This is a genomic window from Parahalioglobus pacificus (assembly GCF_014652275.1).
GTDB lineage: Bacteria > Pseudomonadota > Gammaproteobacteria > Pseudomonadales > Halieaceae > Parahalioglobus > Parahalioglobus pacificus.
In genome coordinates this window covers 1-19,802 of record NZ_BMYM01000003.1, presented here as the reverse complement: position 1 = coordinate 19,802, position 19,802 = coordinate 1, and the positions used below count along the sequence as shown (strand labels likewise).

16 protein-coding genes are annotated in these 19,802 nt (G+C 57.2%); 10 read left to right on the top strand and 6 right to left on the bottom strand.

Translation table 11 applies throughout. From position 1 onward, the window contains the following. Positions 1 to 12: 12 nt before the first annotated feature. The 3 genes from IE089_RS13510 to IE089_RS13500 form a co-directional block, all read right to left on the bottom strand. Entirely contained in the window at positions 13 to 588 is a 576-nt protein-coding gene (locus IE089_RS13510) for a GspH/FimT family pseudopilin (protein ID WP_189478376.1), read from the bottom strand. 96 nt (positions 589 to 684) lie between these two features. After that, entirely contained in the window at positions 685 to 2,064 is a 1,380-nt protein-coding gene (locus IE089_RS13505; RefSeq protein ID WP_189478375.1) for a sigma-54-dependent transcriptional regulator, read from the bottom strand. A gap of 16 nt (positions 2,065 to 2,080) precedes the next feature. Next, on the bottom strand, positions 2,081 to 3,709 hold the full coding sequence (locus IE089_RS13500) for a sensor histidine kinase (protein WP_229802775.1): 1,629 nt from the start codon (positions 3,707 to 3,709) through the stop codon (positions 2,081 to 2,083). 137 nt (positions 3,710 to 3,846) lie between these two features. On the opposite strand from IE089_RS13500, the gene IE089_RS13495 reads away from it, so the two are divergent. Further along, positions 3,847 to 5,478: an NAD+ synthase gene (locus IE089_RS13495; protein WP_189478374.1), complete on the top strand. Its 1,632-nt coding sequence runs from the start codon at positions 3,847 to 3,849 to the stop codon at positions 5,476 to 5,478. Positions 5,479 to 5,521: 43 nt separating this feature from the next. Here IE089_RS13495 and IE089_RS13490 read toward each other — a convergent pair whose 3' ends face one another. Continuing rightward, on the bottom strand, positions 5,522 to 6,406 hold the full coding sequence (locus tag IE089_RS13490; RefSeq protein WP_229802774.1) for an outer membrane protein assembly factor BamD: 885 nt from the start codon (positions 6,404 to 6,406) through the stop codon (positions 5,522 to 5,524). Between the two features lie 89 nt (positions 6,407 to 6,495). On the opposite strand from IE089_RS13490, the gene rluD reads away from it, so the two are divergent. From rluD to clpB, 3 genes are all read left to right on the top strand, one after another. After that, complete coding sequence (rluD, locus tag IE089_RS13485) at positions 6,496 to 7,461, top strand: 23S rRNA pseudouridine(1911/1915/1917) synthase RluD (protein ID WP_189478373.1); 966 nt, start codon at positions 6,496 to 6,498, stop codon at positions 7,459 to 7,461. Then, positions 7,427 to 8,209, top strand: a complete 783-nt coding sequence (pgeF, locus tag IE089_RS13480) for a peptidoglycan editing factor PgeF (protein ID WP_229802773.1) — start codon at positions 7,427 to 7,429, stop codon at positions 8,207 to 8,209. Before rluD ends, pgeF begins: the two co-directional genes overlap by 35 nt. Before the next feature lie 135 nt (positions 8,210 to 8,344). Further along, on the top strand, positions 8,345 to 10,921 hold the full coding sequence (clpB, locus tag IE089_RS13475) for an ATP-dependent chaperone ClpB (protein ID WP_189478372.1): 2,577 nt from the start codon (positions 8,345 to 8,347) through the stop codon (positions 10,919 to 10,921). Positions 10,922 to 10,991: 70 nt separating this feature from the next. Here the strand turns inward: clpB and IE089_RS13470 are convergent, their stop codons facing one another. Next, a complete protein-coding gene (locus tag IE089_RS13470) occupies positions 10,992 to 11,447 on the bottom strand; it encodes a DUF4124 domain-containing protein (protein WP_229802796.1) in 456 nt (151 codons plus the stop codon). Positions 11,448 to 11,952: 505 nt separating this feature from the next. On the opposite strand from IE089_RS13470, the gene IE089_RS13465 reads away from it, so the two are divergent. Together IE089_RS13465 and ilvN are read left to right on the top strand one after the other, a co-directional pair. Next, the gene (locus IE089_RS13465; RefSeq protein ID WP_189478371.1) at positions 11,953 to 13,698 is read left to right on the top strand and encodes an acetolactate synthase 3 large subunit; all 1,746 of its coding nucleotides are present in this window, start codon (positions 11,953 to 11,955) and stop codon (positions 13,696 to 13,698) included. Position 13,699: 1 nt separating this feature from the next. Further along, on the top strand, positions 13,700 to 14,191 hold the full coding sequence (gene ilvN / locus IE089_RS13460) for an acetolactate synthase small subunit (protein ID WP_189478370.1): 492 nt from the start codon (positions 13,700 to 13,702) through the stop codon (positions 14,189 to 14,191). Between the two features lie 314 nt (positions 14,192 to 14,505). Here ilvN and ilvC read toward each other — a convergent pair whose 3' ends face one another. Continuing rightward, positions 14,506 to 15,978 carry a ketol-acid reductoisomerase gene (ilvC, locus tag IE089_RS13455; protein WP_189478369.1) on the bottom strand — a complete coding sequence of 491 codons (1,473 nt, stop codon included), beginning with the start codon at positions 15,976 to 15,978 and terminating at the stop codon, positions 14,506 to 14,508. Positions 15,979 to 16,118: 140 nt separating this feature from the next. Here ilvC and ilvY point away from each other — a divergent pair, with 140 nt between their 5' ends. The 4 genes from ilvY (at position 16,119) to msrQ (ending at position 19,551) form a co-directional block, all read left to right on the top strand. Next, a complete protein-coding gene (gene ilvY, locus IE089_RS13450; protein ID WP_189478368.1) occupies positions 16,119 to 17,024 on the top strand; it encodes an HTH-type transcriptional activator IlvY in 906 nt (301 codons plus the stop codon). A 14-nt stretch (positions 17,025 to 17,038) separates the two neighbouring features. Further along, positions 17,039 to 17,869 carry a CDP-diacylglycerol--serine O-phosphatidyltransferase gene (gene pssA, locus IE089_RS13445; protein WP_189478367.1) on the top strand — a complete coding sequence of 277 codons (831 nt, stop codon included), beginning with the start codon at positions 17,039 to 17,041 and terminating at the stop codon, positions 17,867 to 17,869. 90 nt (positions 17,870 to 17,959) lie between these two features. Next, positions 17,960 to 18,931 carry a protein-methionine-sulfoxide reductase catalytic subunit MsrP gene (msrP, locus tag IE089_RS13440; RefSeq protein ID WP_189478366.1) on the top strand — a complete coding sequence of 324 codons (972 nt, stop codon included), beginning with the start codon at positions 17,960 to 17,962 and terminating at the stop codon, positions 18,929 to 18,931. 29 nt (positions 18,932 to 18,960) lie between these two features. Further along, a complete protein-coding gene (gene msrQ, locus IE089_RS13435; protein ID WP_229802772.1) occupies positions 18,961 to 19,551 on the top strand; it encodes a protein-methionine-sulfoxide reductase heme-binding subunit MsrQ in 591 nt (196 codons plus the stop codon). The last annotated feature ends 251 nt before the right edge of the window (positions 19,552 to 19,802 follow it).

The window sequence follows — 19,802 nt, the reverse complement described above, 5'->3', positions numbered from 1 at the left end:
CTGAACCGTTTCCTATAGGGGACAGCTGAGGTTGTCCCCGTATCGGTTCTCTGCAATACCGTCTTCATTACTATCCACGGGCTCGTAGCCGCGACCTCCCTGATTCACCACCAAAGCCCCCGCGTACCGGGCATCATTGTTGTCCGGGCAGTAATAAAGTGTGCCGTTCTGCCAGGTATTACCCATCTGCAAAAACGTGATGTAAGGCCTGCCCAGCGCGGAACGCCAGCGAATATTGCCATCACCCGTGGGCCAGTTAATGCTCCGTAACAGCTCATCGTCCGAGTCCAGCCGGCGGTTCTTAGTCTTGTCTACAAAAACGATGATGTCCTTGCTGCCTTGCCAACTTTTGACACAGCGGCCATCGCCGTCAATGGCGCACACGGTGGTGGGTTGCGCAGAGTACACTGCGTGGGTACGTGCAAACTGAAACAGGTCTCGAAAGGTGTCCATAGCCCGGCGGACCTGTGCTCGTTCAGAGAGATGCGCAAACGTTGGCCCCGTCAGCGTCATGAGTGCAGCTATCAGCGCAAGAACGGTGAGTAATTCCATGAGCGAGACCCCGCGAGATTCCGAGCGAGTTGCCATGCGCTTGACTCCGTCTGACAAGAGACACAGGTATAGCGTGGTTTGAGGGTATTCTTCGGGCCGTGCGCGCTTATGCCTGTAAGTGGGCGGAGGGGATCAGTCGCCTAGGCCCAGTTTCTTTAAGCGGTAGCGAAAGCTGCGAAAGCTGATGCCGAGCTTCTCGGCGGTACGTGTGCGATTGCCGCCGCAGTCCTCGAGTGCAGCGGCCAGTATGTTGCGCTCAACTTCTTCCAGATAACTTTCCAGCTGGCCGTAAATGGCCTCAAGTTCTGGCCCTGACCCAGTGATCACTTCCCGATCACTCTTTCGCTCCCGGGCATGGGGTGAGCGCGGAGCAACGTTGGTAAACTGCAGATCCTGTGCAGTGATGGTATCGCCTTCGGACAAGGCGTGAGCGCGCTCAAGCATGTTCTCCAGCTCACGCACGTTGCCAGGGAAGTTATAATTTTGCAGTGATTCCAGTGCCGAGGCTTCAATGTCCACGGCGCTTCCATGGTCACCCATGCGCGACAGTATGTGCCTCGCCAGCTGTGGCAGGTCACTCTTTCTATCCCTTAGACTGGGCACCTGTAGATCGATAACGTTAATGCGGTAGTAGAGGTCGTCCCGGAAGCGGCCTGCTTCAACTTCCTGTGTAAGGTCTTTATGTGTAGCGCTAAGCAGGCGTACATCGATGCTCTGTTCTTCAGCAGCACCTATCGGCCGAATAGCCTTTTCTTGTATTGCCCGCAGCAGCTTTACCTGCATGTTGAGAGGCAGATCGGCAACCTCATCGAGAAACAGGGTGCCGCCAGACGCGGCTTGGAACAGCCCGATTTTGTCGTGGCTGGCTCCCGTAAAACTGCCGCGTTTATGGCCAAAAAGTTCGCTTTCCATCAGATCCGGTGGAATGGCGCCACAGTTCACTGCAATGAAAGAACCCGATGCCCTGGGGCCCATGTTATGAATCGACCGCGCGACGACTTCCTTGCCTGAGCCAGACTCGCCATGGATATGAACCGGGGCTTGGCTGCGGGCAACTTTCGACACCTGCCGGCGCAATTCCATGATGGCTGGGGCCTCACCGATCAGGTCCTGCTCGGCAGGTGAATACTGTTCTGAGCCTCCACTTTCGAGTTGCAGCGCACTGCTGACCAGATTGCGTAGACCGCCAAGCTCAATGGGCTTGCTGATGAAATCAAAAGCGCCCGCCTTTAGTGCGGTGATGGCAGTTTCTACTGAGCCGTGGGCTGTGATCATCGCCACGGGCATATTGGGGTATTCCGCCTGGATGTACTCCACCAGGCTGATGCCATTGCCATCGGGCAGTTTCATATCTGTCAGGCAGAGATCGGGTTTGATCTCGTCGACCAGTGTCAGTGCCTCGTTCAGTGTGGCAGCGCCGTGCGTGTCCAGACCCATGCGCGAAAGCGTGATGTGCAGCAGCTCGCGGATATCCGGTTCGTCGTCGACAATGAGGACGGACTGTTCGTTCATAGGGGTTCTCTGGCGGTTACTGGGCGCGTTGGTTTAAGGCGACACGGAAACAACTTTCTCCCTCCTCCGTTGTGCGGTAGCTCAGCGCTGCATTATTGATTTCACACAATTCCTTGCACAGGTACAAGCCCATGCCACTGCCTTCCTGCACTGTCGTGAAGAAAGGCTCGAATAATCGCCCCTGGTCGGCCGCTGACACGCCGGCACCCTGATCAATCACATCGATGCAGCACTGGTGGGTGGCAAAGTCCATGTTGACTTCAATGCGTGCAGATTCTTTGTCTGTGGCCAGCTGGCTGTGTCGCAATGCATTGTCTAACAAGTTGCCCAGCACCCTGCGCAGGTTCTCCGGATCGAACTCTACCAACAAATCCTGGTAGTCGCAGATCAGGGTGACTTCGGCAGGTCGGTTCAGGGTGTCCAGATAGTCGCCCACAAACCCCTGTAGCCACTCACCGAGCTGAATATACTCTGGCTTGGGCGCTTCACGGCGGGAAATCTGCATGACGTTTTCTACGATCTGGTTAACGCGGACGCTGTTCTCCATAACGATATTCACCATGCGCCTATCCGCGTCTGCCAGCTCTGGTGACTCGTCCAGCAGCTGGGCAGCGTGGCTGATCGCACCCAATGGATTGCGGATCTCGTGAGCGATGCTCGCCGTCAGGCGTCCTAATGATGTGAGCTTCAGCGACTGTGCATATTGGGTAACTGGCGTGTAGTCCTCTACGAAGACCAGTGCTTCGCCCGATGCGGAAGGCTGCAGCTGGCGGAAGTGGGCGATCACTGGCGGTGTGTCATCAGTGATCTTGAAGGGTTTTGCGCGGTGTAGGCCAGTGTCACGCCAGTGTTCGAATTGATACGCCAGGTCGCTGCTGTACTCCGCCAGCTGCCGGCCCTGCTCTACAGTTAGCGGGCGCTGCGGTGCCAGTAGATTAGTGGCAGATTTATTCATCACCCGCACCTTGCTGTCGCTTCCTACCAAGAGAATGCCGGTTTGCATGTGCTGCACGATCTGCTCGTTAAGTCGCTGCAGGTTATACAGGTCAGCGGCCCGGTTTCGCGCCAGCTCCTCCACGCGGCCTAGCCTGACGGCGATGATCTGTACCATCAGCGACACGCCGAACAACAGTACACCCAGAAGTCCCGCAGGAAAGAGTGCGCTGATGCCAAGCGTTCCAGTGGAGATGAGGCGAACGGTGTCGGCCAATATGGCCAAAACACTCAGTGCGGCTATCAGGGTGGCGATAGTGCGTTTAGGTATGAGTACTGCGCTGGCCGCTACTGTAATGATGAGCAGAACGGGGAGGCCACTGACCATGCCGCCACTGGCATCCGAGAGCAGTGTGATTGCTGCAATGTCGACCAGGAAGATGGCGAAGAGCAGGGACAGGTTGTTATGCCACTGCGTGGCCAGGGCGCCCATCAGGGCGATGCTGGTGGCCAGGTAAACCACGGCCACTCCCAGGTACAGCTGTGGGTTCAGCATGCCCACCAGCTGACGGGTATTGGGGCTGATCAACATCACCAGCAACACCACGGACAGTAGCGAGCGATATCCCACGTAAACCCTGAAGAGGCCTGCATTCTGCGTGCTGGCAGAAGATGACGCGGCGGGCGGACTGAGTATGGCGGGTCGGGTCACTGTTTGTGCGGCCTCTATTATCAGGCTCCAGTGTAACAGCGTTAGCGGCAGGACTGGGCCGCAGCCAAAGCGCACTGCACTGGTCTTCCAGCGCCGTTTGCCTGAAAATACCGGCCCCGAAACAGGAAGTGCACACCATGGCCTCGCTACAAATTCTGATGGCCCAGATCAATACGCTGGTTGGCGACTTTGAAGGCAATACACGCCGGGTGTTGGATGCTGTGAATACAGCGGTTGAGTCGCATCCCGATTGCGTGGTGGTGTTTCCGGAGCTTACGCTCTGTGGTTATCCGCCTGAGGACTTGCTGCTGAGGCCCAGTGTGGATTTGCGCGTTGAAGAAAGCCTGAACCACCTGCTGGCACAACTTCCCGGTGGCGCCTGGGTGGTTATCGGTTACCCAAGGCGTTCGCAGGGGCAGCTTTTCAATGCGGCGGGCGTGATGCACGGCGGAGAGATTGTTGCCGAGTATCACAAACAGGCGCTGCCTAACTATCAAGTCTTTGATGAGAAACGGTACTTCGCGGCGGGCGATTCGCCTTGCGTGCTGAGCGTTCAGGGCATCTCTGTGGGCTTGTCTATCTGCGAAGATATCTGGGAATCCTCGCCGGCCCAGCAGGCGGCAGATGCGGGTGCAGAGCTGCTCCTGAATCTCAATGCGTCCCCGTTCCACAGGGGGAAATCGCAGGACAGGCAGGCTGCTGTTATCCAGCGAGCCAAAGAGACCGGCTGTGCGGTGGTGTATGTGAATCAGGTGGGCGGTCAGGACGAGCTGGTTTTTGATGGCGGTTCTTTCGCCGTGACAGCCAGCGGTGAGGTGGCAGCAACCGCACCCCACTTTGTGGAATCCACCCAATGGCTAAGCGTAGCGCGCAATGACAGCGGTTTGTTGCTGACCGGAAATGGCGCGATGGCAGACCCCGAGGACCTGGCGGCTGTCTGGCAGGCTCTGGTGTTGGGCGTTCGGGACTACGTCAACAAGAACCGCTTTAATGGTGTGGTATTGGGATTATCGGGCGGCATTGATTCGGCCTTGACCCTGGCGGTTGCTGTGGAGGCCTTGGGGCCGGAGCGCGTGGAAGCGGTGATGATGCCGTTCCGCTACACCTCGCAGATGAGCATCGATGATGCGGCGGAGCAGTCCAACACCCAAGGCGTCACCCACAAAGTCATCCCCATAGAGCCGATATACAACGCCTTTATGGACAGCCTGGCGGACGAGTTTGAAGGCATGGGGGCGGATACAACTGAGGAGAATCTGCAGGCGCGGTGCCGCGGCGTATTGTTGATGTCCATTTCAAACAAAAAGGGCTCACTGGTGCTGACTACCGGCAACAAGTCTGAAATGGCGGTGGGCTACTCTACGCTGTACGGCGATATGGCCGGCGGTTTCGATGTGCTCAAGGATGTGCCCAAAACCCTGGTGACCGCACTGTGCCGCTACCGAAACACACTCGGTCCCTGCATCCCCGAGCGCGTGATTGAGCGGCCCCCGTCGGCAGAGCTGGCGCCGGACCAAAAGGATGAGGATTCGCTGCCGCCCTATGACGTGCTGGACCGCATCTTGGAGATGTATGTTGAGCAGGATATGAGTGCGGAGGCCATCATTGCCGCTGGCTTGCAGCGGGATCAAGTTGAACGCGTGATACGTCTGGTGGATCTCAATGAATATAAACGCCGGCAGGCGCCGATAGGAGTACGCATTACCCAGCGCGGGTTTGGTCGTGACAGGCGCTACCCGATTACCTCGGGTTGGCGCATGGGGCACTAAGCCCCTGATGATCATATGCCCCTGTGTCGAGGGGCATAGCGAATTAGAACTTCATGGGCCGCGTGTCGAACTGCGGGGGTTGGGGTGGATCGAACAAGCCAAAGGTGGCTTTGTTGACCCAGGAACGCTGCAAACCGTCCGCGGTATACACCGTGTCAAACTCACCTTGCTCGTTCAATGCGGGGTGGTCAGGGTAGTTCATCGCCAGCGTATCAATGGCATCGTTGGCAAGATCATTCATCCCCAGAATCAAATAACCCTGAGCCATCACCGCCAAGCCGTCCGCTACAGCCGGCGTACGCTGGAAGTTCTCTACCACGTAACGACCCCGGTTGGTCGCCGCCAGGTAGGCACCGCGACGGAAGTAGTAGTTGGCCACGTTGATCTCGTGACGAGCCAGTAGATTTCGCAGATACACCATGCGTGATTTGGCATCGGCTGCGTAGGGGCTGTCGGGGAAGCGTGAGACCAACTGCGCAAACTCGGCAAAGGCCTCCTTGGCATTACTGGTATCGCGCTTGGTAATGTCCGTTGGTAGGAAGCGTGCAAAGACATCTTCATTGCCAGTGTAAGCCGCCAAGCCCTTCATGTAATAGGCATAGTCCACATTGGGATGCTGCGGATGTAGGCGGATAAAGCGATCTGCCGCCTCCACCGCTGCCTCGTGTTCGTAAGCGCCATAGTGCGCGTAGATGAGTTCCAGCTGCGCCTGCTCAGCATGCTTGCCGAAGGGGTAGCGCGACTCCAGCATCTGCAGAGCGCGGACTGCGAGGTCGAAATTACGGTTGTTCAGGTGCCGCTGGGCCTCCTGATACATCTGCTGCTCGCCCGCATCGGCGGCGATATCGGGCAGTTCCTCGTTGCCCGAGCAGGCGGTGAGGAGGGCCAGCGCCAATGCGGCCAGAGGATACTTCAATAGATTCAACAAGTTCGGTGCCTTGAGCGTGGTAATATTGGCAGTTCAGGGCCGCTATTTAACCACAGGCCGATCACGTCGAAAACAGGACATTGGGCAGCATGGAACGGGTTGAACTTACGGCTGAGATTCCCCTGGATGCGCAGGGTGAGCGCCTGGACCAGGTGGCCGCGAGGCTGTTCCCGGATTACTCGCGGTCTCGCTTACAGGGCTGGATTAAGTCCGGCGAGCTGCTGTTGGACGGCGCTGCGGCGCGAACACGGGATAAGGTGCGCCCCGGGCAGGTGATCACTGTTGGCGCCGAGGTTGAGCAGGTTGTCTCCTGGGAGGGTCAGGCGATCGAACTGGATATTCTCTATGAGGATGCCGACATCATCGTTCTGAATAAGCCCGCCGGCTTGGTGGTGCACCCGGCGGCGGGTCATGCCGACGGCACTCTGGTAAACGCATTACTGCACCATGCCCCCGAAATGGCCAGCTTACCCCGGGGTGGCATCGTTCATCGGCTGGACCGAGAGACCTCTGGCGTGATGGTGGCCGCGCGCAGCTTGCAGGCCCATCACTCGCTGGTGGCCCAGCTCCAGGAACGTACGGTCAAGCGCCAGTACTGTGCGGTTGTCATTGGTGTAATGACAGGCGGTGCGACCATAGATGCGCCCATTGGCCGTCATCCCAAGCAGCGTAAGAAAATGAGTGTTGTGGCGATAGGCGGCAAGCCGGCGGTGACTCATTACCGGGTCGAACGTCGATTTGGTCATCACACGCAAGTCAGCGTGAACCTGGAAACAGGACGTACGCACCAGATTCGCGTGCATATGGCGCACAAGCATTACCCTTTGATTGGCGATCCGCTGTACGGAGGGCGCCCTAGAATTCCGGCCGGCGCCTCTGAAGAGCTAATCACTGCCTTGCGCGGCTTTCCGCGTCAGGCGCTGCACGCCCAGCGCCTCATTCTCGAGCATCCCGCCAGTGGCGACATTCTGGAATTCGAAACGGATCTGCCGGCTGATATTCAAACTCTGCTGTCCGTGCTTGAGCTGGAAGATCCGGTTGTTGCCGCGTATTGAGCCATGCTGGCCCGCAATTCCGGGGGTCTGCGCTTTATCCACAACGCGAGTGGGCGGTGTCAGCGCGGCACCCTACGAGAGCCTGAATCTTGGCGCCCATGTTGGCGATACGGTTGAGGCCGTTGCGGAAAATCGCCGAAGGCTGAGCCAGCAACTGCCCAAAGGTACTGAGATCCAATGGCTCAATCAGGTCCATGGCAATAGCGTTGTTCATGCTCCCAGTAGGGGTGCGCCCAATGCCGATGCCTGCTGGACCACAACGCCTGGCATTGCGCTGGCGATTATGACCGCGGATTGCCTGCCCGTGTTGCTGGCCGCGGTTGATGGTTCGGTAGTGGCAGCCGCTCATGCGGGCTGGCGAGGTCTGGCCGACGGTGTGCTTCCCAATGTTGTCTCTGCACTGCCGTGTGAACCCGCCAAAGTGCAAGTCTGGCTGGGACCGGCTATAGGGCCCCAAAGTTACGAGGTGGGGTTTGAGGTGCAAGCGGCGTTTGCCCGCGAGATAGCATTACATTCCAATGCGGGCGGCGACCCGGAGACCTTGTTTCGCCCATCCAGTCGGGGAGACGGCCACAGCTTTGCCAACCTTGCCGCCATCGCTACTGTGCAGCTGCGCGACATGGGCATCTCGAACATTTATGGTGGCGCAGACTTCGACACCTTCTCCGATCACAGGCGTTTCTTTTCTCATCGCCGCTCTGGCACTACCGGGCGCCAGGTATCAACTATCCTCATCGCACCGCGCTGACTCTTTTGCATCTCTAAAGCGCGCAAATCCTGTCGTTTACCCCTACTTGAAATAGGGGCATTCGGACCCCATCTATGGGGTCAGAAAACATGATTCTCGCAGCCTTATAACGGGTTGCGAACGGAGGAAATGACCATGCGAATGGATAAGCTGACAAACCAGCTGCAGGCGGCACTGGCCGATGCACAATCGTTGGCGCTGGGTCGAGATCACAATTTCATCGAGCCGGCACACCTGTTAAAAGCCCTGTTGGAGCAATCCGGCGGCGCAACGCGCCCTTTGCTGCAAAAAGCGGGTGCGAACCTGACGGGTCTGGTAAGCGCCGTGGATACGGCGGTTGACGCCCTGCCCACCGTGAGCGGCACGGGTGGCGATGTCCACGTCTCCCAGGAACTGGGAAAGATACTCAACCTGACCGACAAACTCGCCCAGAAGGCGGGAGATGCCTACATCTCCAGCGAGCTTGTATTGTTGGCCATGCTGGAAGCGAGGGGTTCGCAAGCTACATTACTCCAGCAGCACGGAGTGACATCGGAAGCGCTGAGCGCTGCAATCGCCGATGTTCGTGGCGGTGAGGCGGTATCAAGCCCCGAGGCGGAGGAGTCTCGGCAGGCCCTGGACAAATACACCATCGATCTTACCGAGCGCGCAGAGCAGGGCAAACTGGATCCTGTGATCGGTCGCGACGACGAAATCCGTCGCACCATCCAGGTGCTGCAGCGCCGTACGAAGAACAACCCCGTGCTCATCGGTGAGCCCGGTGTCGGTAAAACGGCGATCATTGAGGGTCTGGCTCAGCGCGTTATCAATGGCGAAGTGCCGGAAGGCCTGAAAGACAAGCGCATTCTTTCTCTGGATCTGGGTGCACTGCTGGCAGGTGCCAAGTTCCGCGGCGATTTTGAGGAGCGCCTGAAGGCGGTGTTGAGCGAGCTGTCCAAACAGGAAGGTCGGATCATTCTGTTCATCGATGAACTGCACACCATGGTCGGTGCCGGTAAAGCCGAAGGCTCAATGGATGCCGGTAACATGCTTAAACCTGCACTGGCGCGCGGTGAATTGCATTGCGTGGGCGCTACCACCCTCGATGAGTATCGGCAGTACGTTGAGAAGGATGCTGCGCTAGAGCGTCGTTTCCAAAAAGTGTTGGTGGACGAGCCCAGTGAAGAAGACACCATCGCGATCCTGCGTGGCTTAAAGGAGCGCTACGAGGTGCACCACAGCGTGGACATTTCCGACAGCGCGATCATTGCTGCTGCCAAGTTGTCGCAGCGCTACATTACGGATCGGCAGCTCCCGGATAAGGCCATTGACCTGATCGATGAGGCCGCGAGCCGGATCCGTATGGAAATTGACTCCAAGCCTGAGGCGATGGATAAGCTGGAGCGACGCCTGATTCAGCTGAAGATTGAGCGCGAGGCTGTGAAGAAGGACAGCACGGAGTCTGCACAGCAGCAGGTGGGTTTGCTCGATGCCCAGATCGAAGAAGTAGAGCGCGAGTTTGCGGATCTTGACGAAGTCTGGACTGCAGAGAAAGCGGCGGTACAGGGCAGTGCCGAAATCAAAAGTGCGATTGAGCAGGCCAAGCAGGAGCTTGAACTGGCGCGGCGCAACAGCAATCTCGAGCGCATGTCAGAGATTCAGTACGGTCAGATACCCGCCCTGGAAGACCAGTTGGCTGCGGCGGCCGAGGCTGAGACCGTGGAGCGCACACTGCTCCGAAACAAGGTCACAGAGGAAGAGGTGGCGGAAGTCGTCGCACGCTGGACCGGCATTCCTATTAGCAAAATGCTGGAGGGAGATCGTGAGAAGCTGTTGCGCATGGAAGAGTCGCTGCACGCACGTGTCGTCGGCCAGGACGAGGCGGTTGTCGCGGTATCCAATGCGGTTAGGCGCTCACGGGCAGGCTTGTCTGACCCTGCGCGCCCCAATGGTTCGTTTCTGTTCCTCGGCCCGACCGGTGTCGGTAAAACAGAGCTGTGCAAGGCCTTGGCCGAGTTTCTGTTTGACAGTGAACAGGCCATGGTGCGCATCGACATGTCTGAATTTATGGAGAAGCATTCGGTAGCGCGACTGATTGGCGCGCCCCCCGGTTACGTGGGTTATGAGGAGGGCGGCTACCTGACTGAGGCAGTGCGTCGTCGTCCCTACACCTTGCTGTTACTGGATGAGGTGGAGAAGGCCCACCCCGATGTCTTCAACATCCTGTTGCAGGTGCTGGAAGACGGCAGGCTGACGGACGGCCAGGGCAGAACGGTGGACTTCCGCAATACCGTGATCGTCATGACATCCAATCTTGGGTCGGATCTGATCCAGGAGATGGCATCGGGTGGCGACTACGATGCCATGAAGTCGGCGGTAATGACTGTGGTGGGTAGCCACTTCAGACCCGAGTTCATCAATCGTATCGATGAGACGGTGGTATTCCATCCGCTGGAGCAGTCGCAGATTCGAGGCATTGCCGAGATACAGCTGTCGCATTTACGAGCGCGTCTCGCCGAGCGGGAGTTGGCACTGGATATCTCCGAGGCATTCCTGGATAAGCTGGTGGAGGCGGGCTTTGACCCGGTGTACGGTGCAAGGCCGCTGAAACGAGCCATTCAGCAGGAACTGGAGAACCCGCTGGCGCAAAGGATTCTCGCGGGCGAGTTTTCTCCAGGGCAGACCATCCGAATCGATCTGGAGGAGGATGCGCCTATATTTGAGGCCGCTTGATTCCCGATTGACGCTACAAACGAAAAGGGCCCCGATGGGGCCCTTTTTTATCTCTGCAACGCAGTTGGTGCTACTCGCAATGCACCTTGATGGCGTCCTGCGCTTTGCGGCGCTGGGCGTCCAACTCCTCTTCAGTAAGGAATCGGTACTCGCCGTTATCGTCTCGAATACGCACGCGTGCAGTGGAGTTCAGTGTGCCAAGATTGGCTTGCGCGCGTTCACAGATCTCGGGGTTGCGCGGTATTACCTCTAGGTTTTGCTTGTCCTTATCGACAGTGTCGAACTCATTACCCACGCGCGGTGAGGTTTCCGCCGGTACTGCGCCTGCGGTGGCCGGCACCTCACGCACGGTGGAGCTACCTGTTTTAACCACTTCGTAGTCCACACCCTGAGGTGGCGGGCGGTCGCTGTGCACCGGATTGCCCCTGTCGTCCATCCATCGGTAGTACACGTTTTGCGCCGCGGCATTGTGCGTCAGCGCCAAGAGGCTGATCACCGCGGTTGCGAATATCCCTTTCTGCATCATGCTGATCACGAGTGGCCTCCTCGAGAAATCGATTGATAACGCTAAAAGTAAACCAAAATCAGCAGCTTAGCCAATCATCATCTATGTTCGGTATAAATGCCGCGGGGCAGTAAAACGGTTGACAAGGTGCCGCCGACTTTCAACAATACGCCCGTCTTGCAGTTGGTAACGGCTAACGTTGAGTACCCTCAGCCTCTGGCCCACTGTTGCGATGCGATTATTCGCTTCAGCTGTCTGCATGTCCCGTAATCAGTGATTCACGCATTGGTCTCACTGAGGGCCCGACACTGCGCTACCCCGCAGGGCGACCGATTACACGGGTTCGTGATCGATTTCCCCATGGTGCGTCCTGGATCGATCCGGGCTGTGTGTTGAGTCTGCAAAGGGGGTGGCGTCGTCAACTTCCGGCCGGTTCAGGCCAGTAGTCAGCAACGACCACACACAAACTGTAGCTTGCCTGCGCGAGGGTTACGCGTGCCGGCAATGTGCTAACGGGAGAAAAACCGTGGAGTTGTTATCTGGTGGCGAGATGATCGCCCGTGCCCTGGAAGACGAGGGCGTTGAGTATATCTTTGGTTATCCGGGCGGCGCCGTCCTTCATATCTACGACGCGCTGTTCAAGTCTAACAAGGTCCCCCACATTCTGGTGCGCCATGAGCAGGCTGCTACGCACGCGGCCGACGGCTATGCGCGTGCAACCGGCAAGCCCGGCGTGGTGCTGGTGACCTCTGGTCCCGGCGCCACTAATGCCGTGACCGGCATTGCCACTGCTTACATGGATTCCATTCCCATGGTGGTGCTCTCCGGTCAGGTACAAAGCCACCTGATTGGCGAAGATGCGTTTCAGGAAACTGATATGGTGGGTATCTCCAGGCCCATCGTGAAACACAGCTTTCAGGTGCGTAAGGCCGAAGATCTGCCAGCAACGATCAAGAAAGCGTTCCACATTGCTGCCAGTGGGCGGCCTGGTCCCGTGGTGGTCGATATCCCCAAGGACATTACGCGCCCAGACGAGAAGTTCGAATATCACTACCCCGAGTCGGTGAAGATTCGCTCATACAGTCCGGCGCAGCGCGGGCATACCGGGCAGATCAAAAAAGCCGCCCGTATGCTGCTGGGCGCCAAGCGGCCCGTCATCTACGCCGGTGGCGGCGTAATCCAGGGAGAGGGCAGCGATTTGCTGGTCGAGCTTGCGCAGCAGCTTAACTATCCGGTTACCAATACTTTGATGGGGTTGGGCGCCTACCCCGGCAGTGACCGGCAATTCCTTGGCATGCTGGGTATGCACGGCTTCTACGAAGCGAACATGGCCATGCATCATTCTGACGTGATTCTTGCCGTGGGCGCACGCTTTGACGATCGTGTGACCAATACGGTGAGCAAGTTTTGCCCGGGCGCGAAGATTGTTCATATCGATGTTGACCCTGCCAGTATTTCCAAGACTGTGGCGGCCGATATTCCTATTGTCGGGCCAGTCACGTCGGTACTGCGAGAACTGATTGATCAGGTGTCGGCGCATCAGGAGAAAGATGCAGAGTTGCCGGATGCGGCGGCGCTGGGTCGCTGGTGGGACCAGATTGAAGAGTGGCGCGCAAGCCACGGTCTTTGGACGGGGCGCCGTTACGCCGAGTCCGAGAGCATCATGCCGCAGCAGGTAATCGAAAGTTTGTACCGCGCGACGAACGGGGATGCATACGTCACCTCGGATGTTGGTCAGCACCAGATGTTTGCTGCGCAGTACTACAAGTTCGATAAGCCGCGCCGATGGATCAACTCCGGTGGCCTGGGCACCATGGGCTTTGGCCTGCCTGCAGCAATGGGGGTCAAACTGGCATTCCCTGACATTGATGTTGCCTGTGTGACCGGCGAGGGCAGTATCCAGATGAACATCCAGGAGTTGTCTACCTGCACGCAGTACAACACGCCGTTCAAAATTATCAATCTGCGAAACAACTATTTGGGCATGGTCAAGCAGTGGCAGGACATGCAGTACGAGGGCCGCTACGCCATGAGTACTTATGAGGATTCCCTGCCTGACTTCATGAAGTTGGTGGAGTCCTTCGGGCATGTGGGTATTGAAGTGCGCAAGCTGGAAGACCTGGATGCTGCCATGGAAGAGGCCTTTGCTATGAAGGACAAGCTGGTGTTTGTTGATGTCTTTATCGACCCCATGGAGCACGTGTATCCCATGCACATTGCACCGAATGGCTCGATGAAAGATATGTGGCTGAGCAAGAACGAGAGGACCTGAGATGCGCCGGATAATTTCTATACTCATGGAAAATGAGCCCGGTGCCCTCTCCAGGGTGGTGGGTTTGTTTTCTCAGCGTGGCTACAACATTGAAACGCTGAATGTGGCGGCCACCGAAGATCCAACGCTGTCGCGCTTGACGCTGACAACCGCGGGCGACGACAAGACTATCGAGCAGATCACCAAGCACCTCAACAAGATTGTGGATGTGGTGAAGCTGGTTGATCTGACAGAGGGCGCGCACATCGAGCGTGATCTGATGTTGATCAAAGTGCGCGCGCAGGGCGTTGCCCGCGATGAGGTGAAGCGCACCACCGATATTTTCCGTGGCCAGATTGTGGATGTGGGGCCCAATGTGTACACCATTCAGCTCACGGGCACCTCCGACAAGCTGGACTCCTTTGTGGCTGCCATGGGTGATGCCACAATTCTGGAAGTTGTGCGCAGTGGTGTTGCCGGTATCGCGCGCGGTGAGAAGGTGCTCAGCCTTTAGGAACCTGGTTATGCCGTATCTGTAGCGCGTGGATCGAGTGATCCTTTCTTAAAGCCATCTGCAGTGCGGGTGGCCTTTTTAGTTTTACCCGGGAAAGCTACTCTATCGCCGGCGGCAGGTGAGGGTTGCCTCAGAGAAACGCAAAAAAGAGCCGTCCGTGGCAGCACGGCGCCGGCCATCCCTGGCCGGCGACGTTCTCTTCTGGCAACCCTCACCCACCGCCGTGAGATCTGCGATGGCAATGCGTCACGCAATAAAAAAGGGCCAACCACTACAGTGGCTGGCCCTTTCCAAAACAAGGATTTCGCTGCGGTTTAAACGATGCGCTTCATGGCCGTCATATAGCCGCGCAAGGTTTTACCGACCACTTCCACAGGGTGGCTTCGAATCGCTTCGTTAACAGCAATCAGTTCCTGGTTGTCGACGCCATTGTCACTGCCCAAACCTTCGCCAATGACATCGGTTTCAACCTTGGTCATGAAGTCGGCGAGCAATGGGCGGCAGGCGTGGTCAAAGAGGTAACAGCCGTATTCAGCCGTATCAGAGATCACGACGTTCATCTCATACAGCTTCTTGCGGGCAATGGTGTTCGCGATCAGTGGCGTTTCATGCAGCGACTCGTAGTAAGCCGATTCAGCTTTAATGCCAGCGTCAACCATGGTTTCAAATGCCAGCTCTACACCGGCTTTAACCATGGCGACCATGAGAATGCCGTGGTCATAGTATTCCTGCTCGGGAATCTCCGCGCTGGTATTGGCCGATTTCTCGAAAGCGGTTTCCGCTGTGGCTGCGCGCCAACCGAGGAGGTTTGCATCGTCCTTGGCCCAGTCGGCCATCATGGTGGTGGAGAAGTGCCCGGACATAATGTCGTCCTGATGCTTCTGATACAGCGCGCGCATAATGTCTTTGAGTTCTTCGGCAAGGTAGTGCGCGCGAATCTTTGCCGGGTTTGAAAGCCGGTCCATCATGTTGGTGATGCCACCGTGCTTCAGGCCTTCGGTAACGGTTTCCCAGCCATACTGAATCAGTTTGCTGGCGTAATCCGGCGCGATGCCTTTCTCCACCATTTTGTCGAAGCACAGAATAGAGCCAGTCTGCAGCATGCCGCAGAGAATGGTTTGTTCGCCCATCAGGTCAGACTTCACCTCGGCGATAGGCGAGGATTCCAATACGCCTGCACGGTCACCGCCGGTACCGGAGGCCAGTGCCTTGGCAATCTGCATGCCTTCGCCGTTGGGATCGTTTTCGCGGTGAACGGCGATCAGCGTGGGTACGCCAAAGCCGCGCTTGTACTCTTCGCGCACTTCGGTGCCGGGACATTTGGGGCACATCATCACCACCGTGATGTCTGACCTAATCTGCATGCCTTCCTCAACCAGGTTGAAGCCATGGGCATAGTCCAGACAGGCACCTTCCTTCATCAGGGGCATGACCGCATTGACTACCGCGGTGTGCTGCTTATCCGGAGTGAGGTTCATTACAACATCAGCACCTGGGATCAGGTCTTCATAGGTGCCAACGGTAAAACCATTCTCGGTGGCGTTTTTCCACGACTGGCGCTGCTCGCTGATGGCGGATTCGCGCAATGCATAGCTAACATCCAGTCCCGAGTCTCGCAGGTTAAGACCTTGGTTCAGGCCCTGTGCGCCGCAGCCCACAATGACGATTTTCTTGCCTTTGAGGTAGTCGCAGCCATCGGCGAACTCGTCTTGCGTCATGAAGCGGCACTTGCCCAGCTCTTCCAGCTGCACCCGCAGCGGCAGGGTGTTGAAATAGTTTTGTCCCATGGAAATTCTCCTGTGAGGGCGTGTGATCATTGGAATGCGCGCACAGTACCGGATCGTGTAATTTGCGTAAAACGCTATATAATGAAAACTGTATTGCGATAAATGCAATAAAAGATGCCCATCATGTACGGAGAAAATTCGTGGACGTACGCACGCTGGAGGTGTTCCTCAGCACCGCCGACACACTGAACTTCAGTAGAACCGCTGAACAGCTGCACATGAGTGTTTCAGCCGTTAGCCGGAACATCCAGAAACTCGAGGAAGAACTGGGTCAGGTGTTGTTTCACCGGGACCGGCGGCATATGGAGCTTAGCCCGGCGGGCTCTGCCTTGGTGGATTACGCCCGCGATGCCGTCGCACGCTGGCGCCAGTTACGCCGGGACATGGCGGGACAGGCATCGTTATCCGGGGAGATCAGTGTCTTTGGCTCAGTCACCGCCAGCTATCGCGTGCTTGCGCCAATTCTGGAGAGTTTCCGGGTGAGCTATCCGGGCGTTGACCTGATGCTGAAAACCGGTGACCAGGCAGAAGGCGTTCAGCGGGTGCTTGATGGCTACACCGACGTTTCTGTGAGCGCGAGGCCGTTTGGTTTGCCGGAGCGTTTGGCGTTTCTCCCGCTTATGGAGTCGCCTCTGCGAATCATTATTCCCGCATCGGACTGTCAGGTGCGCCAACAAGTTCTCGGAATAGTGCCCGGCGATAAAACGGCGTGGCGACATGTGCCCATTATCGTGCCCGAGCGAGGTGTTAGCAGAAGCTCGCTGCAGACCTGGCTTAAGCAGCGCCAGTTGCAGCCGCGAGTTTACGCACAAGTGGCTGGACACGAAGCCATTGTATCGATGGTTGCGCTTGGGCTTGGCGTTGGAATTGCACCCGAGCTGGTGATAGAAGCCAGCGGTATGGGTAATCGCGTCGACTCCTTGCCATTGGATGCGCCCCTCCCGCCGCTGTCGGTGGGCTTGTGTGCACTGCAGGGCCGGCTGGATTCGCCCGTGATGGCCGCATTCTGGCAGTCGGCAAGACAGGCCTATCAAAGCACAGTCTGATAGACTTGGCCGCCATGAACGACGGTGACGAGCAAAAAGATCCCCAGGAGGCGACAACGGGCGTAAGTCCGTCGTTGGATATGCTGGTTGATGAACACGAGGAAGAGGTGTCGGAAAACGGGCGCACCGTTCGCCGGCGAGGTGTTTACCTCCTCCCTAATCTTTTCACCACCGGCGCGCTGTTCTCTGGCTTCTATGCCATTGTGGCCGCGATTCGCGGTGACTTTGAGGCGGCGGCTATTGCCATCTTTTTTGCAATGGCCTTCGATGGCCTCGATGGGCGCGTTGCCCGGCTTACCCATACCTCCAGTAAATTCGGCGCAGAGTACGACAGCCTCTCAGACATGGTGTCTTTTGGTGTGGCTCCTGCGCTGGTCGTTTTTAGCTGGGCACTGGGCGATCTGGGTAAGCTCGGTTGGAGTGCGGCTTTCGTTTACATTGCCTGTGCCGCCCTCCGACTTGCCCGGTTCAATACGCAGATAGACACGGCGGACAAAAACTTCTTTACCGGTCTGGCCAGCCCGTCGGCGGCGGCCATTATCGCCAGTTTGGTGTGGGTCTGTTCAGACCTTGGGCTGGTGGGTGCCGAACTTTCTGCCGAATTCTTGGTGTTTGTTGCCGTGCTGACGGCAACCGTTGGCTTCCTGATGATCGCTAACTTCCCTTACTACAGCTTCAAAGGCGTTGATTTTCGTGGGCGCGTGCCCTTTGCGGTGATCTTCCTTATCGTGCTGGTTTTAGGGCTGGTGACTGTGGATCCGCCCACCGTGCTGCTGATTGCCTCGTCCACATACGCGGCATCAGGGCCCATCATGGCGGTGCGAAACCGTCGTAAGTCTGTCTGACGGCCTGCCTTCCAAGGAAAAAGTGACACATCGGGGAACCACTGAAACCCGTTACACTCAAAGAGATAAGCGCATTTAAAAGGTTATCTCATGGCCAGCCGTTTCAAGATACCCCATATCGCGTCTTCTGAAATTACATCAGAGACGGCCTACTTCAATCGTCGTGAATTGATCAAAGTTGCTGGGATGGCCGCCGTGCCTACTGCATTGGCGGGCTGCTCCTCGGCGGAGTCGGCGGAAACACCGCTGGACTTCGCCGCAGCCGGAGATGCGGGTGCAGGTTTCACAACCAGTGAAGCGTTGACGCCTGAGGGCGACGTGAAGTCCTACTGTAACTTCTACGAGTTCGGCACCGACAAGGGTGACCCGGCAAAGTACGCCAGTGAAATGACCACGGACCCCTGGTCCATAGAAGTCGACGGCATGGTGAATAAGCCGGGCAAGCTCAACCTGGAAGACATCATGGGCTTCGAGCTTGAGGAGCGTATCTATCGCTTCCGTTGTGTAGAAGCCTGGTCGATGGTGGTGCCCTGGATAGGCTTTCCACTGTACAAATTGCTGGAGAAATTTGAGCCGACCTCCGATGCGAAGTACGTTGAGTTCCGTACCCTTTATCGGCGTTCTGAAATGCGCGGCACTCGATCATTTACCAACATTATTGATTGGCCTTACCGCGAAGGCTTGCGGATGGACGAGGCCATGCACCCGCTAACGCTGATGGCAGTGGGGATGTATGGCAAGACGCTGCCCAACCAGAATGGCGCCCCCATACGGCTGGTGGTTCCATGGAAGTATGGTTTCAAGAGTATTAAGTCTGTGGTCCAGATTCGCCTGACGAGCAAACAGCCAGACACCTCGTGGCAGGCGCTGGCCGCGAGCGAATACGGTTTTTATTCCAACGTGAACCCCGAGGTGGATCATCCGCGCTGGAGCCAGCGCTATGAGCGTAGGTTGCCCTCGACGCTACTCAATCCCAATCGAATTCCTACCCAGAAATTCAATGGATACGAAGAGCAGGTTGGCGCTTTGTATGCCGGTATGGATCTAAGCAAGTACTACTGAGCACACGGCATATGAAGATTGGGAACAGGATGCTTTGGCTCCTGCTTTTTCTTGCAGCCTTGGCGCCGTTTCTCTGGCTGGTGTTTTTGGCTCAGGGAGGCGGCCTGGGCCCGGACCCGGCGCGTGAGTTGATGCACTTCACAGGCGAGTGGGCGCTGTACCTGCTGGCGTTTACTCTGTGCCTGACGCCGATGCGACGACTGGGCTTGTGGAGCCGTGCGCTGCGATACCGACGAATGATGGGTATGTTTGCGTTCTTCTACGGTTGTCTCCATTTGCTTGGCTTTGCCCAGCTATATGTGGGCTGGAGTGGCGCATTGATTGCAGAAGAACTGCTCGAGCGGCCTTATATCCTGGCGGGTTTTTTGGGCTGGCTATTCATGCTGCCCTTGGCCATCACTTCCACGCGGGGCTGGCAACGGCGTCTGGGTCGCAAGTGGGTGAGTTTACACAAGCTCGTTTACCCGGCAGCCATCGCCGGTGTTGTGCACGTGTTCTGGCAAGCCAGATCGGATATTGGCGAGGCGCTGTTGTATGTAGCAATCGTTACAGTTTTGTTGGCGTACCGCTTGGTACTGCGATTGCGTACGGAGAGCCAGCGGCGAGCCCAAACTGCATAACGGATAGAGCGGTTGGCGGGCCACGAAGGCGGCAAAATTGAGCGCGGATTTGGACGCTATTTCGGCACCGCAAGTTTCCAATAAATTTTTTTGAAAAAGGCCTTGCGGGGCGAAAGCGCATGCGTATAATGCGCATCCTCGGTTGGGGGGCACCCCCCGAACCACAACCCACTCCTGGCGAGCTGGGTGTTGCTTAACAAGTAGATGAAGACAGATGTGTGGGCACTTGTTGGAGTAGTTGTCACAACTAT